14 protein-coding genes are annotated in these 19770 nt (G+C 63.4%); 6 read left to right on the forward strand and 8 right to left on the reverse strand.

The window, feature by feature from the left end; genetic code table 11:
• Positions 1-252 precede the first annotated feature (252 nt).
• From H3221_RS12500 to H3221_RS12510, 3 genes are all read left to right on the forward strand, one after another.
• Positions 253-2430 carry a malate synthase G gene (locus H3221_RS12500; protein ID WP_196474744.1) on the forward strand — a complete coding sequence of 726 codons (2178 nt, stop codon included), beginning with the start codon at positions 253-255 and terminating at the stop codon, positions 2428-2430.
• 200 nt (positions 2431-2630) lie between these two features.
• Positions 2631-4562 carry a putative nucleotidyltransferase substrate binding domain-containing protein gene (locus H3221_RS12505; protein ID WP_196474745.1) on the forward strand — a complete coding sequence of 644 codons (1932 nt, stop codon included), beginning with the start codon at positions 2631-2633 and terminating at the stop codon, positions 4560-4562.
• Positions 4559-5260 (forward strand): 3'-5' exonuclease, encoded by a 702-nt coding sequence (locus H3221_RS12510; RefSeq protein WP_196474746.1) that lies wholly within the window; start codon positions 4559-4561, stop codon positions 5258-5260. The genes H3221_RS12505 and H3221_RS12510 overlap by 4 nt, the downstream gene beginning before the upstream one ends.
• A 101-nt stretch (positions 5261-5361) precedes the next feature.
• Here the strand turns inward: H3221_RS12510 and trhP are convergent, their stop codons facing one another.
• The 4 genes from trhP to H3221_RS12530 form a co-directional block, all read right to left on the reverse strand.
• The gene (trhP, locus tag H3221_RS12515) at positions 5362-6669 is read right to left on the reverse strand and encodes a prephenate-dependent tRNA uridine(34) hydroxylase TrhP (protein WP_196474747.1); all 1308 of its coding nucleotides are present in this window, start codon (positions 6667-6669) and stop codon (positions 5362-5364) included.
• A 250-nt stretch (positions 6670-6919) separates the two neighbouring features.
• Positions 6920-7426: a hypothetical protein gene (locus H3221_RS12520; protein ID WP_196474748.1), complete on the reverse strand. Its 507-nt coding sequence runs from the start codon at positions 7424-7426 to the stop codon at positions 6920-6922.
• Positions 7427-7517: 91 nt separating this feature from the next.
• A complete protein-coding gene (locus H3221_RS12525) occupies positions 7518-9287 on the reverse strand; it encodes a sodium:solute symporter family protein (protein WP_196474749.1) in 1770 nt (589 codons plus the stop codon).
• Positions 9288-9293: 6 nt separating this feature from the next.
• Positions 9294-9554, reverse strand: a complete 261-nt coding sequence (locus H3221_RS12530) for a DUF4212 domain-containing protein (RefSeq protein WP_160020000.1) — start codon at positions 9552-9554, stop codon at positions 9294-9296.
• Between the two features lie 246 nt (positions 9555-9800).
• Here H3221_RS12530 and H3221_RS12535 point away from each other — a divergent pair, with 246 nt between their 5' ends.
• Entirely contained in the window at positions 9801-11933 is a 2133-nt protein-coding gene (locus H3221_RS12535; protein ID WP_196474750.1) for a TonB-dependent siderophore receptor, read from the forward strand.
• A gap of 86 nt (positions 11934-12019) precedes the next feature.
• On the opposite strand, the gene H3221_RS12540 is transcribed toward H3221_RS12535, so the two are convergent.
• The 4 genes from H3221_RS12540 to H3221_RS12555 all read right to left on the reverse strand — a co-directional run bounded on the left by H3221_RS12540 (position 12020) and on the right by H3221_RS12555 (position 15405).
• Entirely contained in the window at positions 12020-12808 is a 789-nt protein-coding gene (locus H3221_RS12540; RefSeq protein WP_196474751.1) for a PA3715 family protein, read from the reverse strand.
• A gap of 144 nt (positions 12809-12952) precedes the next feature.
• Complete coding sequence (locus H3221_RS12545; protein WP_196474752.1) at positions 12953-13255, reverse strand: hypothetical protein; 303 nt, start codon at positions 13253-13255, stop codon at positions 12953-12955.
• 48 nt (positions 13256-13303) lie between these two features.
• The gene (gene creD / locus H3221_RS12550; RefSeq protein WP_196474753.1) at positions 13304-14647 is read right to left on the reverse strand and encodes a cell envelope integrity protein CreD; all 1344 of its coding nucleotides are present in this window, start codon (positions 14645-14647) and stop codon (positions 13304-13306) included.
• 179 nt (positions 14648-14826) lie between these two features.
• Complete coding sequence (locus tag H3221_RS12555; RefSeq protein WP_224490584.1) at positions 14827-15405, reverse strand: phage infection protein; 579 nt, start codon at positions 15403-15405, stop codon at positions 14827-14829.
• Between the two features lie 246 nt (positions 15406-15651).
• On the opposite strand from H3221_RS12555, the gene H3221_RS12560 reads away from it, so the two are divergent.
• Positions 15652-17283: a VRR-NUC domain-containing protein gene (locus H3221_RS12560; RefSeq protein WP_196474755.1), complete on the forward strand. Its 1632-nt coding sequence runs from the start codon at positions 15652-15654 to the stop codon at positions 17281-17283.
• Positions 17280-19568 (forward strand): ATP-dependent DNA helicase, encoded by a 2289-nt coding sequence (locus tag H3221_RS12565; protein WP_196474756.1) that lies wholly within the window; start codon positions 17280-17282, stop codon positions 19566-19568. The genes H3221_RS12560 and H3221_RS12565 overlap by 4 nt, the downstream gene beginning before the upstream one ends.
• The last annotated feature ends 202 nt before the right edge of the window (positions 19569-19770 follow it).

Consider the following 19770-nt stretch of genomic DNA (forward strand, 5'->3'; position numbering starts at 1 on the left):
TATTGGCGCGCTTGTCAGTAGCCCACTCAATTAATCGTGTACGTTTTTGCGTATTTTATGGAACAATAGCGCACTTTTTTGCACACATAGCGTATTGTTCGTGACCGCAATAAGCCTTTTGGTCGCAGACTGACGCCACCCCGCTGCATTTCCCCAGGATCTTGATGTAGTATGCCGCGCTTTGGACTACAAGACGGAAAACCCGTCGCCAAAGCGGCTATTGAGTAGAGCTCAGAGAGAGTGAGGCAAGTGATGACTGAACGCGTTCAAGTCGGCGGCCTGCAGGTCGCCAAAGCCCTGTACGACTTCGTGAACAACGAAGCCATTCCCGGTACCGGCATCGCTGCCGACACGTTCTGGGCCGGTGCCGCTGCGGTCATCAAGGACCTGGCGCCGAAGAACCGTACCCTGCTGGCCAAGCGCGACGAACTGCAGGCGCAGATCGATGCCTGGCACCAGGCGCGCAAGGGTCAGGCCCATGACGCGGCCGCCTACAAGGCCTTCCTCCAGGAAATCGGCTATCTGCTGCCGGAGCCGGAAGACTTCCACGCCACCACCACCAACGTCGACGAAGAAATCGCCCGCCTGGCCGGCCCACAGCTGGTGGTACCGGTGATGAACGCGCGCTTCGCCCTGAACGCCTCCAACGCCCGCTGGGGCTCGCTGTACGACGCGCTGTACGGCACCGACGTGATCAGCGAAGAAGGTGGCGCCGAGAAAGGCAAGGGCTACAACAAGGTCCGCGGCGACAAGGTCATCGCCTTCGCCCGCGCCTTCCTCGACGAGGCCGCACCGCTGGCTGCCGGCTCGCATGTCGACTCCACCGGCTACGCCATCGTCGACGGCAAGCTGGTCGTCGCCCTCAAGGGTGGTAGCAACAGCGGCCTGCGTGACGACGCGCAACTGGTCGGTTTCCAGGGCGAGGCCAGCGCGCCGATCGCCGTGCTGCTCAAGCACAACGGCCTGCACTTCGAGATCCAGATCGACGCCTCCAGCCCCATCGGCAGCACCGACGCCGCTGGTGTGAAAGACGTGCTGATGGAAGCCGCGCTGACCACCATCATGGACTGCGAGGACTCCGTCGCGGCCGTCGATGCCGATGACAAGGTGGTGGTCTACAAGAACTGGCTGGGCCTGATGAAAGGCGACCTGGCCGAGGAAGTGTCCAAAGGCGGCAAGACCTTCACCCGCACCATGAACCCGGACCGCGTCTACACCAAGCCGGACGGCTCCGAGCTGACCCTGCATGGCCGCTCGCTGCTGTTCGTGCGTAACGTCGGCCACCTGATGACCAACCCGGCCATCCTCGACGCCGAGGGCAACGAGATTCCCGAGGGAATCCAGGACGCGCTGTTCACCAGCCTGATTGCGGTGCACAACCTGAACGGCAACACCAGCCGCAAGAACACCCGCACCGGCAGCGTGTACATCGTCAAACCGAAGATGCACGGCCCGATCGAGGTCGCCTTCACCAGCGAGATCTTCGCCCGCGTCGAAGATGTGCTGGGCCTGGCCCGCAACACCCTGAAAGTTGGCATCATGGACGAAGAGCGCCGCACCACCGTCAACCTCAAGGCGTGCATCAAGGCTGCCAGCGAGCGCGTGGTGTTCATCAACACCGGCTTCCTCGACCGTACCGGTGACGAGATCCACACCTCCATGGAAGCCGGCGCCGTGGTGCGCAAGGCCGCCATGAAGAGCGAAGCCTGGATCGGTGCCTACGAGAACAACAACGTCGACGTCGGTCTGGCCACCGGCCTGCAGGGTCGTGCACAGATCGGCAAAGGCATGTGGGCCATGCCGGACCTGATGGCCGCCATGCTCGAGCAGAAAGTCGCGCACCCGCTGTCCGGCGCCAATACCGCCTGGGTCCCCTCGCCGACCGCCGCCACCCTGCACGCCCTGCATTACCACAAGGTCGACGTGTTTGCCCGTCAGGCTGAACTGGCCAAGCGCGCCCCGGCGTCGGTTGACGACATCCTGACCATTCCGCTGGCCAAGGACACCAACTGGTCAGAAGAAGAGATCCGCAACGAGCTGGACAACAACGCGCAAGGCATCCTCGGCTACGTGGTGCGCTGGATCGATCAGGGCGTCGGCTGCTCCAAGGTGCCGGACATCAACGACGTTGGCCTGATGGAAGACCGCGCCACCCTGCGCATCTCCAGCCAGTTGCTGGCCAACTGGCTGCGTCACGGCATCGTCACCGAGGCTCAGGTGGTGGAAAGCCTCAAACGCATGGCGCCGGTGGTCGACCGCCAGAATGCCAATGACCCGCTGTACCGCCCGATGGCCCCGGACTTCGACAACAACGTCGCCTTCCAGGCCGCGCTGGAGCTGGTCATCGAAGGCAGCAAGCAGCCCAATGGTTATACCGAGCCGGTGCTGCACCGCCGTCGTCGCGAGTTCAAGGCCAAGAACGGTCTCTGATTCACCGCAGCAGAACGAGCCGCCTTCGGGCGGCTTTTTCGTGGGTTATAGTTTTCAGCCCTGTAGCCCGGATGCAATCCGGGGAAGGCGCCCCGGATTGCATCCGGGCTCCGCGCCATCTCCCCCTACTTAGGTGCAATGGGCAATCCGGCCGGCAAGGGCCACACTGACAGCATCCCGAAACTGCGAGGCGCACGCGCATGAGCAAGGCCGACGCGATGGCCGATGCGGGCAAGACTGCGGTGCTGCAGAACATTCACGGCACCATGGAGTTCCTGCAGAAGTTTCCGCCCTTCAACCAGATGGATACCGCTCACCTGGCTTTTCTGGTCGAGCACTGCCAGCTGCGCTTCTATGCCGAGGGCGATTCGATCATCAAACCGAGCGATGGCCCGGTCGAGCACTTCTACATCGTCAAGCAGGGGCGTGTGCATGGCGAGCGCCCGCACAGCGCCAGGCGTGGCACGGAAACCACCTTCGAGATCACCGCCGGCGAGTGCTTCCCCCTGGCGGCGCTGATCGGCGAGCGCGCCACGCGCACAGAGCACCTGGCCGCCGAAGATACCTTCTGCCTGCTGCTGTCCAAGCTTGCCTTCGTCAAACTCTTCGCCGTTTCCAACCCGCTGCGCGACTTCGCCCTGCGCGGAGTCAGCAGTCTGCTCGATCAGGTCAACCAGCAGGTGCAGTTGCGCGCGGTGGAAACCCTCGGCGCACAATATTCGCTGGATACCCGCCTGGGCGAACTGGCCATGCGCCAACCCATCGGCTGCGCCCCTGACACGCCGCTGCGTGATGCCGTGCGAATGATGCACGAGCAACATGTGGGCAGCATCGTGGTGCTCGACCCGGCCGACAAACCGCTGGGTATCTTCACCCTGCGTGACCTGCGCCGGGTGGTGGCCGATGGTGTCGACCTGGCCCAGCCCATCGACAACCTGATGACGCCCAACCCTTTTCACCTGGCGCCTGATGCCAGCGCCTTCGACGCCGCTATCGCCATGACCGAGCGGCATATTGCCCATGTCTGCCTGGTGGAGCACGAAAAGCTGTGCGGGGTGATTTCCGAGCGCGATCTGTTCAGCCTGCAGCGTGTCGACCTGGTGCACCTGGCACGCACCATCCGCCATGCCGGCAAGGTCGAGACCCTGGCCGGACTGCGCAGCGACATCCGCCTGCTGGTCGACCGCATGCTCGCCCACGGCGCCAGCTCGACGCAGATCACCCATATCGTCACGCTGCTCAACGACCACACCGTATGCCGGGTGATCGAGCTGACCCTCGAGGACATGGGCGATCCGGGCATACCCTTCACCTGGCTATGTTTCGGCAGCGAAGGCCGCCGCGAGCAGACCCTGCACACAGACCAGGACAACGGCATTCTCTTCGAGGCCGAAAGTGCCAGCGAAGCCACTGCCATCCGTGAGCGCCTGCTGCCGATCGCGCGCGAGATCAATCAGCGCCTGGCGCAATGCGGCTTTACCCTGTGCAAGGGCAACATCATGGCCGGCAACCCGGAGCTGTGCCTGTCGCGTCAGGAATGGTCGCGGCGTTTCGCCAGCTTCGTCCTCGAAGCCACGCCGGAGAATCTGCTGGGCTCGTCGATCTACTTCGACCTGCGCACCATCTGGGGCCCGGACGAAGGCTGCGAGCAACTGCGTGAAGCATTACTCAGCCGCGTCGCCGGCAACAGCCTGTTTCAGAAGATGCTGGCCGAGAATGCCCTGCGTCAGCGCCCGCCGGTCGGGCGCTTCCGTGATTTCGTGGTGGCACGCTCCGGCGCCGACAAGGACACCCTCGACCTCAAGGTGCAGGGCCTGACGCCCTTCGTCGACGGTGCCCGTTTGCTCGCACTGGCCAACGGCATCAGCGCGGTCGGTACCCTGGAGCGCCTGCGCGCGCTGGTCGCCAAGGGTGTGATCGACGCCCTGGACGGCGCCGCCTATGAGGAGGCCTACCACTTCATTCAGCAAACGCGCATGCAGCAGCATCAGTTGCAGGCGCGCGACGAGCTGCCCTACTCCAATCGGGTCGACCCCGACCACCTCAACCACCTGGACCGGCGTATCCTGCGCGAGTCGTTCCGCCAGGCGCAGCGCCTGCAGGGCAGCCTGGCCATGAGGTATCAGCTATGAGCAAGTTCACCTGGTTCACCGGCCGTGGTCCGGCCCTGACCCAGCAGCAGCTTCGACGCCGCGATGCGCTGAGTGCGCCGGCGCCGCTCGACGAACGCCCGCTGCACCAGCAGCGCTTCGTCGTGCTCGATCTGGAAACCACCGGCCTGAACATGCGCCGCGATCAGGTGCTGGCCATCGGCGCGGTGGTGATCGATAACGGCGCCATCGACTTCGCCGAGCAGTTCGAATGCACGCTGCACCGCGCCGATCACCAGGCCAGCGCCAGCACCCTGATCCACGGCATCGCCCCCAGCGAAGTGGCCCGTGGCGTGGAACCGGCCGAGGCGCTGCTGGATTTCATGGAGTTCGTCGGCAGCAGTCCGCTGCTGGCGTTTCATGCCGAGTTCGACCAACGCATGCTGGCCCGCGCACTGCGACAGAGCCTGGGCTATCGCCTGCAGCACAGCTTCTTCGATGTCGCCGAAATCGCTCCGCTGCTGTGCCCACAATCCCGTATTCGCCAGGGCGGGCTCGATGAATGGGTCGCCGAATTCGGCCTGCAGGTGCACCAACGTCACAACGCCAGCGCCGATGCCCTGGTCACCGCCGAGCTAGCCCTGATGCTGTTCAGCAAGGCGCGCCGTCAGGGTATCGACAGCCTCTGCGAACTGGAGCGCCAACTGGCCAGCCAGCGTCGGCGCCAGCACGCCATGTAATAGGTGCTATGTAGGGTCGTAGGGTGGATGACGCTCTTTTCATCCACCATCAGGTCAACAACCCCGGTGGATGGGTGAAGCGTCATCCACCCTACGGCAACCTAGAGATCGCGCATCAGCAGCCCGTACTCCAATTGCACATCTGCCGGCAGCGGCAAATAAAGCACGTGACCGTCCCCCGGCGCCACCTGCTGCGCCTGGCCCTGCGTGTTCTGCAGGTGTTCCAACGTGAAACGCAGATTGCCCTGCGGCGTCATCAGCTCCAGCCCGTCACCCACTGCGAAACGATTCTTCACCCGCACCTCGGCCAGTTCGCCACGACGCTCACCTGTCAGCTCACCGACGAACTGCTGACGCTCCGCAAGCGAGCTGCCGCGCTCGTAGTTCTGGTATTCGTCATGCACATGGCGACGCAGGAAGCCCTCGGTGTATCCACGATGCGCCAATGACTCCAGGCTCCCAAGCAGGCTCGGATCGAAAGGTTTGCCAGCCAGTGCATCGTCGATGGCGCGGCGATAGACCTGCGCGGTGCGTGCCACGTAGAAGTGGCTCTTGGTGCGCCCTTCGATCTTCAGTGAATGCACGCCCATGCGTACCAGCCGCTCGACGTGCTGCACCGCGCGCAGGTCCTTGGAGTTCATGATGTAGGTGCCGTGCTCGTCCTCGAAGGCGGCCATTTCCTCGCCCGGACGACCGGCCTCTTCCAGCACGAAAGCCCGGGTCGTCGGTGCGCCCTGACCGAGGGTTGGGTCGACCACACGGACGATCTCGCCCAACTCGTTCTCGGCCGCAGGCGTGGCCTGGTACTGCCAGCGACATGCGTTGGTGCAGGTGCCCTGGTTGGGATCGCGGCGATTGATGTAGCCCGACAGCAGGCAACGCCCGGAATAGGCCATGCACAGCGCGCCGTGGACGAAGACCTCCAGTTCCATGCCTGGCACCTGGCTACGGATCTCCTCGATCTCTTCCAACGACAGCTCACGCGACAGGATCACCCGCGTCAGCCCCTGCTGGCGCCAGAACTCGACACTGGCCCAGTTCACCGCATTGGCCTGCACCGAGAGGTGAATCGGTATCTGCGGGAAGTGCTGGCGTACCAGCATGATCAGGCCCGGATCGGACATGATCAGCGCATCAGGCGCCATCTCGATCACCGGCGCCAGGTCCTTGAGGAAGGTCTTCAGCTTGGCGTTGTGCGGGGCGATGTTGACCACCACGTAGAACTGCTTGCCCTGGGCGTGCGCCTCATCGATGCCGAGCGCCAGATTGGCGTGGTCGAACTCGTTGTTGCGTACCCGCAGGCTGTAACGCGGCTGTCCGGCGTAAACCGCATCGGCGCCGTAGGCGAAGGCGTAGCGCATGTTCTTCAGGGTGCCGGCTGGCGACAACAGTTCGGGGAAACGGGGCATGACCGCAAGCTCGAAAAATCAGGGGCTGGCGATTCTATGCAGGTGGCAGGCGTGAATATTGATCTGGGTCTATCGGGCACGGAAAAGCGCCCGAGTCCGGCACCATCGGTGAAGGATCGGTGCGCACGGCGCACCCTACAGTGCGAGGAATCCGCAAATAGGGGGTGGTCACCCAGGTCGCGTGCACCGATGCTGCGCTTTCGGGTAGCGTGCGCCGCGCGCACCACCACCGCAATGCATGGATAGCGCGCTAGCGACACACCTGACGATACAACGCATCGTCCTTGTCGATACGCTTGAGCTGAGCGACCTGAGGCTGTTTCTTCTCGTCCAGCGGCAACAACTCGCCGGTTGAGCAATTGAGCAGGTGGGCGCGGTGCGAAACGTGATCGATGTGCTGCTTCTCGAAGCGATAGAGCATGAACTCGGCCACTTGCGCGTCCGCCACCTGCTCGCGCACGACGCTCTTGCTGTCGAGTACGGTGAAGGCGGTGACCATCGGTACGAAGTAGCTCCACGGGCGCCAGAACACGTGGCCCGCTTCGGTCGCGACCACAACTGACTCCTTGGGCTGGCGCGCCTGCTGATGCTCGAACCAGGAATACTCGTAGAACACCTGATAACCCAGCATCCCCAGACCACCGAACAGCGGCACGATCCACTTCGGCAATTTGTTACGCGTCAGTTTGCGCAGCAGCAGAGCGATACCGGCAGCGCCGAGCCCCGCCACCACGATGGCAAGCAAAGTCCACAACATATGGTTGTTCCCGAAAAAAGACGGGCCTCCAGTGGAGGCCCGTCTGTCAGACCCTGGACCATCGACAGATGGCTTCAGGCCAGGATTATGCTTAGTGGCTCAGCGCGGCACCAGCACCTTTGGGGGTACGTACGCTTTCCACCAGATCCTGGATTTCCTGCGGCGGCGCGGTGGTGACCATCGATACACCGTAGGCCACGGCGAAGTTGATCAGCGCGCCGACGGTACCGAAGGAAGCCGGGGAGATACCCATGAACCACTGGTCCGGGGTGTTCGGCAGCATGTTGGTCTCCGGAATGAAGAACCAGCCCAGGTAGGTGAAGATGTACAGCAGGGTGATCACCAGGCCGGCGACCATACCGCAGATCGCACCCTTGTCGTTCATGCGCTTGGAGAAGATCCCCATCATCAGCACCGGGAACAGGGTCGCCGCGGCGATACCGAAGGCCAACGCCACCACCTGCGCGGCGAACCCTGGTGGATTCAAGCCCAGATAGGTCGCCAGCAGAATCGCGCAGGCCATCGATAGCCGCGCCGCCATCATCTCGTTCTTCTCGCTGATCTTCGGGTTGATCAGGGTCTTGATCAGGTCATGACTGATCGCCGAAGAAATCGCCAGCAACAATCCCGCCGCCGTCGACAGTGCCGCCGCAATGGCGCCCGCCGCGATCAGACCGACCACCCATGCAGGCAGGTTGGCGATCTCCGGGTTGGCCAGAACCAGGATGTCGTTGTTCACGGTCAGCTCGTTACCGTTCCAGCCACGCTCTTGAGCAGTTGCGGTAAAGGCCGGTGCGGCATCGTTGTACATCTGGATGCGGCCGTCGCCGTTCTTGTCTTCCCACTTGATCAGGCCGGTCTGTTCCCAGTTCTTGACCCACTCAGGACGCTCTTCGTAGGACAGGGCCGGGGCCGAAGCACCTTCCGGATAGATGGTGGTCATCAGGTTCAGACGTGCCATGGAGGCCACGGCCGGAGCAGTCAGGTAGAGCATGGCGATGAAGATCAGAGTCCAGCCAGCCGACCAGCGTGCATCGGAAACCTTCGGTACAGTGAAGAAACGGATGATCACGTGCGGCAGACCGGCCGTACCAATCATCAGCGACATGGTGAACAGCACCATGTTCAGCTTGTTGTCGACATCGGCGGTATAAGCAGCGAAGCCCAGGTCACGCACCACTTCATCAAGCTTCTGCAGCAGTGGCAAGCCGGACTCGACATGGTCACCGAACAGGCCCAGCGGCGGGATCGGGTTACCGGTCAGCTGCAGGGAGATGAAGATCGCCGGGATGGTGTAGGCCACGATCAGTACCACGTACTGCGCGACCTGGGTGTAGGTGATGCCCTTCATGCCGCCGAATACGGCGTAGGCGAACACCACGGCCGCAGCGATCCAGATACCGGTGGAGTTGCTCACTTCGAGGAAGCGCGAGAAGGCAACGCCGGCACCGGCCATCTGACCGATTACGTAGGTTACGGAGATGATCACCAGGCAGATCACTGCAGTCAGGCGCGCGCCACGACTGTAGAAGCGGTCACCGATGAAGTCCGGTACGGTGAACTTGCCGAACTTGCGCAGGTAGGGCGCCAGCAGCATCGCCAGCAGCACGTAGCCACCGGTCCAGCCCATGAGGAAGGTGGAGTTGGCATAACCGCCGGCGGCAATCAGGCCCGCCATGGAAATGAAGGATGCAGCGGACATCCAGTCAGCGGCTGTCGCCATGCCGTTGGTGACCGGATGCACACCACCGCCAGCGACGTAGAACTCTTTGGTGGAGCCGGCACGCGCCCAGATGGCGATGCCGATGTAGAGCGCGAAGGACGCGCCTACGAACAACATGTTGATGACGAATTGGCTCATGACCACTTACTCCTCGACGCCATATTCTTTATCGAGTTTGTTCAGTCTCCACGCGTAGTGAAAAATGAGCCCGATGAAGAAGAGGATGGAGCCTTGCTGTGCAAACCAGAATCCGAGGTCGGAACCGCCAACGGAGATCCCAGCGACCATCGGACGCAGAATCATGGCGAATCCGTAGGAAACCAGCGCCCAGATAACCAGGCTCCAGGTGATGAGCCGCACATTGGCCTTCCAATAGGCCGCAGCATTTGTTTGTTCAGAAGTCATAGACGCCTCCGGTTATTGTTATTCTGATGCAGCTTCAAGCTAGCAGCAGGCCAGTACCGGCCGACAGATAGACATTGGTATTAGCCGCATCGCGACGTTTCGTGGAATCATTGCAAACGCTAAAAACGCTAGTAGAGAAGCGGCATCTTTCAAGTGATTCACTGCGACAAAACCGCATTTGATAATGATTCTCTAAAACAATAGAATCCCGGGCCCTCACCCTCCCCCGCCCCAAGGATTCACACCATGCGACGCCTGGTCGTACCGCTGCTCGCCCTTTCCGTCCTCGCCTGTCACAACGCCTTCGCCAGCTCGGACAACGACACGCCACTGGCGCTTGAAGAAATGCAGATCACCGCACCAAGCGAACGGGCCGACGGCCCGGTAGCGGGTTACCGTGCGAGTCGCTCGGCCAGTGCAACCCGCACCGATACGCCGATTCACGAGATCCCGCAGTCGATCAGCGTCGTCCCCGCGCAGGTGGTGCAGGACATCGGCGCGGTGCGCCTGGAAGATGCGCTGGACTACGCTGGCGGCGTGGAGCGCGGCAACAACTTCGGCGGCCAGGGTCTGACCGAATTTCTGATTCGTGGCTTCACCAGCCAGGAGTTCTATCGCAACGGTTTCGCAATCAATCGTGGCTACCCGAACATGCCCGACGCCAGCACCATCGAGCGCGTCGAAGTGCTACGCGGTCCGGCCGCCATGCTCTATGGCCGCAGCGACCCCGGCGGCACCTTCAACATCGTCAGCAAGCAGCCGCAGGCCGAACGCCGCACCGTACTCGGTAGCCAGGTCAACAGCGAGGGCCTGCGCCGTGGCACCCTCGACACCACCGGTGCGCTGGATGAGCAAGCCGCCTTCACCTACCGCCTGAACCTGGTGGCCGAGGGTGGCGACAGCTTCCGCGATGATGTCGAGAGCGAGCGCTACAACGTCGCCCCGGTACTGCGCTGGCAGCTCAACGAAGACACCGCCGTCACCCTCGAGGGTGACTACCTGCACAACCGTCACCCGCTCGACCGTGGCGTTACCCGCTATTCCAACCAGAACGGCAAGTTGCCGCGTGACCGCTTCCTCGGCGAGGAATCTGCCGGCAAGCTGACCAACGAGAACGCCAGCACGCAACTGCGCATCGAGCATCTGCTCAATGACAGCTGGACCCTGCGCGGCGGTGTGCAGTACCTCGATGGCAAGATCTACGGCGGCGCCGTGGAGAACAACAGCAACGCCTACACCGGCTTGGCAGCAGGCGCCAGCACCATCGGGCGCAACTACAACGAGCGCTGGCTGAACTGGAACGACGTCAACGCCCAGGCCAACGCCGAAGGCAACTTCGACCTCGCTGGTTTCGCCCACACCCTGCTGGTGGGCGTGGAGTACGACAAGTTCAACTACAACTCGCTGATCATCCGTTCGGCGGGCGGTAACGCCTTCCCCATCGACCTGTACAACCCGGTGCATGGCCAGCCGCTGCCGGTGCTGACCCGCACCACCACCCACGACGCCGAAACGCTGGAGTCCTACGCCTTCTACCTGCAGGACCAGGTCGCCCTGAGCGAACGCCTCAAGGCCCAGGTGGGTGCGCGCATCGAGCGCTTCGAGCAGAGTTATGCGGACAAGCTCAACGCTGGCGGCAACTGGGATCAGGCGCACAACGCCGTCACCCCGCGTTTCGGCCTGATCTACGACCTCACCGCCGAGCTGGCGGTATTCGCCAACACCTCGCGCTCGTTCAAGCCCAACCGTGGCGCCGACCGATTCGGCAGCGCCTTCGCCCCGGAAAAAGGCATCGCCCATGAAGTCGGCATCAAGTACGACATGGCCGAGCGCGACCTCAGCCTGACCGCCGCACTGTTCCATATCGTCAAGGAAAACGTGCTGACCAGCGATCCGCTCGACAGCACCCGCAGCATCGCCGCCGGCGAAGTACGCAGCCGTGGTTTCGACATCAACCTGGTGGGCAACATCACCCCACAATGGCGGGTGATTGGCGGCTATGCCTATGTCGATGCCGAAGTCAGCGAAAGCACCAGCGCCACCATGCCGGTGGGTACGCGCCTGGCCAACGTGCCACGGCACAGCTTCAACCTGCTCGACACCTACGAGTTCGACAGCGGAGCCCTGGCCGGCCTGGGCCTGGGCGTTGGCCTGAAATACGTCAGCGAGCGTCAGGGGCAAACCAGCAACAACACCTTCGACATGGACGGCTATGGCCTGGTCGACCTGCTGGCCTACTACCCGTTGACCGAGAACGTGCGCCTGAACCTCAACCTGAACAATGTCTTCGACAAGCACTACGAAGAGCGCGCCTGGAACGTCTGGAGTTATCCGGGTGAGCCGCGCACGCTGCAGGCGGGGATTTCGGTCAGCCTGTAACCATGAGCGCCAGGTGGGCGGCGCTCACCTGGCGTTCAGCGTTGTAGCCCGGATGCAATCCGGGGATGGTCTGTTGCTGCGTGCCTTCAGAGCGGGTCGGAAGCCAGCTCGATCGGCAGCAGATAGCGCTCCTCGTCGAACTCGATGGGCAACTGGTAGCGGTGCGTGCTCTCCTCGACGGTCTGGCATTGGCCATCGACCAGGGCAATGCGTCGTTCGACGCGGGTGTCCTTGAGCCGCAGGTCGCGATAGCCATGGTTACCGATACGTTCGCTAATGATGACCACCCCCTTGGTTTCGCTGAATTCTCCCGTGCAGTTGGTATCCCACTCGCCCCAGGACAGCGCGACCGGCAACTCACCCAGCAGTAGTCGAAGGCGGCGTGCCTCAAACTCATACAGGTGCAACTGCGTTTCACTGAAGGGATTCACCCGCGAACCGTTCTCGCGCGAGATTCGCAGACCAAAAGCCAGATCATCCCCGCGCAGACGATAAGGCGCGGTATCGAAGGCCAACCTGGTCACGTAGATCGCATCCCAGTCCAGCCGATTGGGCTCCACGAGGCGGGCCACGAAATCTTGCCTGGCGCTATCGAGCAGCAGCACTTCAAGATCCGTCTCGCCATGACTGTCGTGCTCTGTACGCACCAGTGGCACTGCAATCAGGGTCAGCTCGGGCCGCGCCGGCCAGACCTTGCAAATGCTCTGTTCGGCATCCACCCGATAGCGTCCGCGCTCATCCTCGAGCACCTGACTGGCTGTATGGCCTGGGTGGGCGATCTCGATCCAGGTGGGCAACTGCTGCCGACAATCATCGGCCTGTGCCAGGCTCGCCAGCAGCAGACAGCCAAGCGCGGTGGTCAGTGTCTTTTTCATCCTTGAAGCACTCCCGTTCAACGAACCGCGAGTCTACGCGGCTGCCTGCCCACTGCCCATGACGCGCATCGCGAAACAACCAGGTGATGCGCAGCGCCAACAGGTGTCCGGCGCGCGCCTCCTCGCGCAAACCGACATGCCCACTCATGCCCGATACCACAGGCGCATGAAGCCCAGCGCGAGCAGCAGGCCGACCTGACCCAGCGCTGCACACAGCGACAGGAAAGAGCGCAGCGTGCTGTTTTGCGCCGCGTCCTGTATGCCGGTCAGAGCACTCCAGAAGCTCTCTGGTAGCACCATCAGACTCAGACTTGCCAGCGGTTTGCCAGTCAGCAGCAGGCCGTCGATCAGGTTGAACCAGCCGCAGAACATCAGGCCGATGAGGATCATCACCGCCACCACCAGGCCGAGGCCCAGGCAGGCGGAAAACTGCATGAGAAGACGCATGAGATTCCCTCCAGAGACAGGGCGCGGCCTGCGCCGCGCCGATCAGGTTCAGGCTTGCGCAGCGCTGCGGCCGACGCCGTACCAGTCCAGCTTGCGGGTCAGTACCATCACACTGCCGAGTACGCCGAACACCAGCAGCGAGCCCATCAGCAGGGCGTAGTCCTCGGCGTTGAGCAGGCCGTAGAGCATGGCGTACAGGGCTGCCAGCAAGGCGCCGAAACCCATGCCACGCCGCCAGCTGTGCAATACGAAGCTGACGTAGAAGCCGATCAGGCCGACGCAGGCGCTGGCGGACAGGCCGTAGGCCAGGGCGAACTCCAGATGCTCGGAGAGCGAGAGCAGCAGCAGGTAAAACAGCGCCAGCGACAGGCCGACCAGGGCGTACTGCACCGGGTGCACGGCCAGGCGCTTGAGTACCTCGAAGAGGAAGAAAGTGGCGAAGGTCAGGGCGATGAACAGCAGCGCATATTTGATCGCACGGTCGGTCTTCAGGTACTGATCCACCGGGTCGACGAAACTCACCCCGAAGTTGCGGCCGAAGAGCCCCTGGCAACGATCACCGCCTACGCAGTCGCGCAATGCTTCTTCCAGGTTGGTGGCGAAGAAACTGGTCTGCCACTCGGCGGTAAAGCCTGCTGCGCTGATCTCGCGGCTGCTCGGCAGATACTCACCGACGAAGCTCGGATGCGGCCAGTCGGAGCTCAGCTTGACCCGACTGTCGCGCCCGACCGGCACCACCGAGAGCTGCTCGGTGCCTTGCAGCTTGAGGTCGAAGGCGAACTCGAGGGTTTGCCCACCCTGCGCATCCAGCGCCGGGATCGGTGCATGCACGCCGGCACCGAAATTATCGTCAGCACTGCCCGGCGCGAAGCTCAGGGTCTGGCCATTGAGGCGCAGTTGCAGGTCGTTGCTGATGCCGCGGATATCGCTGATACCGACCGAGAGGAAGGGTTTCTCGAAACGGTAGAAGCCCAGGTCGTCGCCCAGCCCCATACGTGCCGGCAAGCGGAATTGGCCGCTGACCTGACTGTCGCTGCGGTACAGGCGCGCCTCGTAGATGCCACGGGCACGCAGTTCGGTGCCAACCGTGCCTTCGAGCACGAAGCGCTCCGGCAGGAAGTACAGGCGACCACGCCGCTGACGCTCTTCGCTGTAGCGTTCGCCAGTTTTCTCATTGGTCTTCCACTCGTGGGTGGTCTTGATATAGGGCAGCACCAGGATCGGCCCGGTGATCTGCTGGCGGTAGCTGGAACTGCGCGCGATATCCTGCAGCACCTCATGGCGCAGGCCTTGGCGCTCGTCGACCAGGCCATCGATCATCAGCAGGGGGATCATCAGCAGCAGAATCAGCAGGGCGATGGCGCCCAGCTTGAAGCCCAGGGAACGGCTCATGGTACGGCTCTCCGTAGCGAGTGAAGGTACGGCAGAGTCTGGTCAACGGCGGTGGGAGGCGTATGGGGCGAGCGTGGAGATTGTGTGGAGAATGGGTGAAAGAGAAAGGGCGCCGATTCAGGGCGCCCTTTCTAACTGCAATGCGGCATAAGACTGCTCCCGCGTGATGGATATCCGGATCAGCTGATACGGCTGGCACCTACGCGGTCGGCACCATCTTCGGCGACGCGGTTCAGGCCTACGCGGTCAGCACCACCTTCGGCTACGCGGTTCAGGCCTACGCGGTCGGCGCCACCTTCGGCTACGCGGTTCAGGCCTACGCGGTCGGCGCCACCTTCGGCTACACGGTTCAGGCCTACGCGGTCGGCGCCACCTTCGGCTACACGGTTCAGGCCTACGCGGTCGGCGCCACCTTCGGCTACACGGTTCAGGCCTACGCGGTCAGCACCACCTTCAGCTACGCGGTTCAGGCCTACGCGGTCAGCACCACCTTCGGCTACACGGTTCAGGCCCACGCGGTCAGCACCACCTTCGGCTACACGGTTCGGGCCAACACGATCAGCACCATCTTCGGCTACGCGGAAACGCTCCAGAGTGCGCTCTGCGCCGCCTTCGGCTACACGATTCACACCGACGCGATCTGCGCCATCTTCAGCGACTACAGGGGCTGCGGACTGTTGAGCGTTGATCTGCGGCAGGGCGAAAGCACTGGCGGACAGGGCGGCGATAACGAAGCTGGCGAGGATTTGCTTTTTCATGTTCGTTCTCCTGAGAGGGGGGATTAACTGGCTACGGTTGCCATGTTACGCACGCCCCAGAACGGCAAAAGGCACATCTCGGGATAGTGACAATCGACGCCATCGATACCTGAAAAAGCGCTTATCGATCAGACAGATAGTTGCCACGAACAGTAGCCCAGCGCCGTCCTCGTCTTCAGTCTATTCGGCACGGCAGCGGGTGAACGGCACTGGCATCTGTATAAAAAACCAGTAAAACTTCGCACCATGCTCAGCCTCGACGCTCCCGAACTCTATTACCTGGCCAACTTCCGCAAGGCCCTCGCCTGGCTCGATACCCATCACCGCGACCTGATGGATGACGCCGAGCGCGCCTTCGTAGCGGATTTCCCCCAGTTGTCATTGCCCGCCCAGGCGCTGCTGGTGCGCCTGGTGATGCGCAAAGGCGTGCACTTTCGCGTCAGCAAACTGCGTTATGCCGAGATCGGCGACATCCCCAGCGCTGCCGCTCCCCTGCTGGAACTGGGCTGGCTGATCGACTGCGCCGCGCTGAGCGTCGACGAGATGGGCGCCTTGCTGCTCAAGGACGAACTGGCCGCGCATTTCGCCAGCGATCTGCCGCGCGGCAACCTGAAGAAAAGCGAAGTGCTCGACCATCTGCGCGAGCTACACACAGAGCCGTGCAGCCTGGCCGACTGGTGCCCGCAGTTGGACGAGCGCCTGCTGAGCCTGGCCATCGGCCCACTGTGCGACCGCCTGCGCCTGATGTTCTTCGGCAACCTGGCGCAGGACTGGTCGGAATTCGTGCTCGCCGACCTGGGAATATTCCGTTACGAACAGGTGCCGATCACACCGGGGTCACGCGGTTTTCGCAGCCGCCAGGACGTGGACGACTACCTGCACCTGCGCGCCTGCCGCGAAGCCTTCGAAGCCGGCCTGACAGTCAACGAGGTGCTGCAGCTGCTCGGTGATTTCAGCAGCGACAGCGTCCACATCGGCGAACGCCATCAGCGCCTGCTGCTGCAACTGGCGCAGCATCTGGAGCGCGCGGGCGAACTGGAATCGGCGCTGGCGCTGTACCGTGACACCCATGCGATCGGTTCGCGGCAACGGCAGATCCGCGTGCTGGAACGCCTGGGCCAGGATGCCGAAGCGCTGACCCTGGCCGAACAGGTGATCGCAACGCCGCACAATGCCGAAGAAGCGCAGCTGGCAGAACGCGCACGCACGCGTCTGCGCAAACGCCTCAGCCTGCCGCCAGCGGCCAGGGCGGCGAAACTCCATGAAGATCGCCTCGACCTGCGTCTGCCACGCGCCGCCAGCGTCGAGCGGGCCGTGGCCATGCACCTGGCCGAGCCGGATGCGCCCGTGCATTACGTGGAAAACACGCTGATCTGCGGGCTGTTCGGCCTGCTGTGCTGGGAGGCGATCTTCGCCCCGCTGCCCGGCGCCTTCTTCCACCCCTTCCACACCGGCCCGGTGGATCTGCACCGCGCCGACTTCCACACGCGGCGCAGCGAGCTGTTCGCCGCCTGCCTGGCACGCCTGGACGATGGTAGCTACATAAAGGCCATACGCCGAACTCACACCGAGAAATTCGGCATCCAGTCGCCCTTCGTGTTCTGGGAACTGCTCGACGCCGAACGCCTGGAACAGGCGCTGGCCTGCCTGCCGCCTGCGCACCTGGGCGCCTGGTTCCGTCGCCTGTTGGCCGATATCCGCGAGAACCGCGCCGGCATGCCTGACCTGATCCAGTTCTGGCCCAGTGAGGGCCGCTACCGGATGATCGAGGTGAAAGGCCCTGGCGACCGCCTCCAAGACAATCAGAAACGCTGGCTGGCCTTCTGCGCCGAACACGGCATGCCGGTCAGCGTCTGCTACGTGGAGTGGAGCGATTGAGCCTGCGCATCGCCGTGCGCGAGCTGTGCGAGTTCACCGCCAAGGAAGGTGACCTCGACCTGCGCTTCACCCCCTCACCCACCGCCGCCGAAGGCATGGCCGGGCACGCCACGGTGGTGGCGAGGCGCGGTCCGGATTACGTGGCCGAGCTGCCGCTGATCGGCGAGTTCGAGGGGCTCACGGTCAGTGGCCGCGCCGACGGCTTCGACCCCGAGTTTCGCCTGCTGGAAGAGATCAAGACCCACCGCGGCGACATCTCGCGCATCCCGGCCAACCATCGCCTGTTGCACTGGGCGCAGGTCAAGGTCTACGGCTGGCTGCTGTGCCAGGAGCTGGGCTTCGAGGAGCTGGATCTGGCGGTGGTCTACTTCAACGTCATGACCCAGCAGGAAACGGTGTTCCGCGAGCGCCACAGCGCCGCATCGCTGGGCGAGTTCTTCGCCCTGCACTGCCGCCGCTACATCCACTGGGCGCGCCAGGAACAGGCCCACCAGCAGGCGCGTAACGAAGCCCTGGAGCGCTTGAACTTCCCCTACGGCGAATTTCGCCATGGCCAACGGCAACTGGCCGAAGCCGTGTACCGCGCCGCGCGCGACGGCCACTACCTGCTGGCGCAGGCCACCACCGGCATCGGCAAGACCCTCGGCACCCTGTTCCCGCAGCTCAAGGCCATGCCCGGCCAGCAGCTCGACCGCCTGTTCTTCCTCAGCGCCAAGACGCCCGGCCGGCGCCTGGCACTGGATGCCCTGCAACGCCTGCGCGAGCCGGACACACCCCTGCGCGTGCTGGAACATGTGGCCCGTGACAAGGCTTGCGAGCACCCGAGCAAGGCCTGCCATGGCGACTCCTGCCCACTGGCCAAGGGTTTCTATGACCGCCTGCCGGCAGCGCGCAGCGCGGCGCTGAAGGAACGCTGGCTGGACCAGCAGGCGGTGCGCAACATCGCCATCGCCCAGGGCGTATGCCCCTACTACCTGAGCCAGGAGCTGTGCCGCTGGAGCGACGTGGTGGTGTGCGACTACAACTACTACTTCGACCTCGGCGCCCTGCTGCACAGCCTCACCCTGATCAACCAATGGCGCGTCTGCCTGCTGGTGGACGAAGCGCATAACCTGGTGGAACGCGGGCGCGGCATGTACAGCGCCGAGCTGGATCAGGCGCGCTTCAAGGCCCTGTGCCGCGACGCGCCGAAGCGCCTGAAAAGCGTGCTCGAACGAGTCGACCGCCACTGGGATCAACTACACCGCGAGCAAGAAGTGCCCTATCAGGTCTACCCGCTGGCGCCGGACTTGCTGCTCGCTGCGCTGGGCAAGGCGGTCAGCGCTATCACCGACCTGCTCACCGACCAGCCGGAAGGCAATGCCGGCGAACTGCTCAGCTTCTATCTCGACGCCATGCTGTTCTGCCGCCTGGCGGAAAGCTTCGGCCCGCACTCGCTGTTCGACATCAACCGCATCGAGGCCGGAAACGGCCGCAGCTACTCCACACTGTGCATCCGCAACATCCTGCCGGCGCCCTTCCTCGGCCCGCGCTTCGAGGACGCCCACAGCGCCACACTGTTCTCCGCCACCCTCAGCCCCAGCCACTATTACCTCGACCTGCTCGGCCTGCCCGAAGAGACCCAGTGCCTGGACGTCGCCTCGCCGTTCAGCGCCGAGCAACTGCACGTGCAGGTGGTACGCAACCTGTCCACCCGCTACCAGCACCGCGACGCCTCGCTGGCACCGATCTGCCAATTGATGGCGCGCCAGTACGCCGAACGTCCCGGCAACTACCTGGCCTTCTTCAGCAGCTATCAGTACCTGGAGCAGGTGCTCCAGCAGCTGCGCCGCGATCACCCGCAGATCCCGCTATGGACACAATCGCGGCAGATGGATGAGGCGGCGCGCCAGGGCTTTATCGAACGCTTCCAGATCGGCGGGCGCGGCATCGGCTTCGCCGTGCTTGGCGGTGTGTTCGGCGAGGGCGTCGACCTGCCCGGCGAACGCCTGATCGGCGCCTTCGTCGCCACCCTCGGCCTGGCCCAACTCAACCCGATCAATGAAGAAATCCGCCAGCGCATGGACGCCCTGTTCGGCAATGGCTACGACTACACCTACCTCTACCCCGGCCTGCAGAAAGTGGTGCAGGCCGCTGGCCGGGTGATCCGCACGCCGGAAGACCGGGGCGTGCTCTACCTGATCGACGACCGCTTCGCCCGCCCCGAAGTGCGCCGCCTGCTACCGACCTGGTGGCAGGTGGAGCTGCTGCGCTTGCCCGTCACGCTGCCCTTGCTGGAAAGCTGAAAACGCGCGGTGCGCGCGGCGCACCCTACGGGAATGGCGGCGCTTTTGCAGCAAGTAGCCCGGACAACCACTCCCAACGGTGGATGAAAAAGCGCCATCCACCCTACGGGGGAATCATGGCGTAGGGTGGACAACGCGAAGCTTGTCCACCTAGCCTGGGTAGAGCACAGCGAAAGCCGGGAACTCACAGATGATGGGTTTC

The organism is Pseudomonas chaetocerotis (assembly GCF_015712105.2).
In the GTDB taxonomy this organism is placed as follows: domain Bacteria; phylum Pseudomonadota; class Gammaproteobacteria; order Pseudomonadales; family Pseudomonadaceae; genus Aquipseudomonas; species Aquipseudomonas chaetocerotis.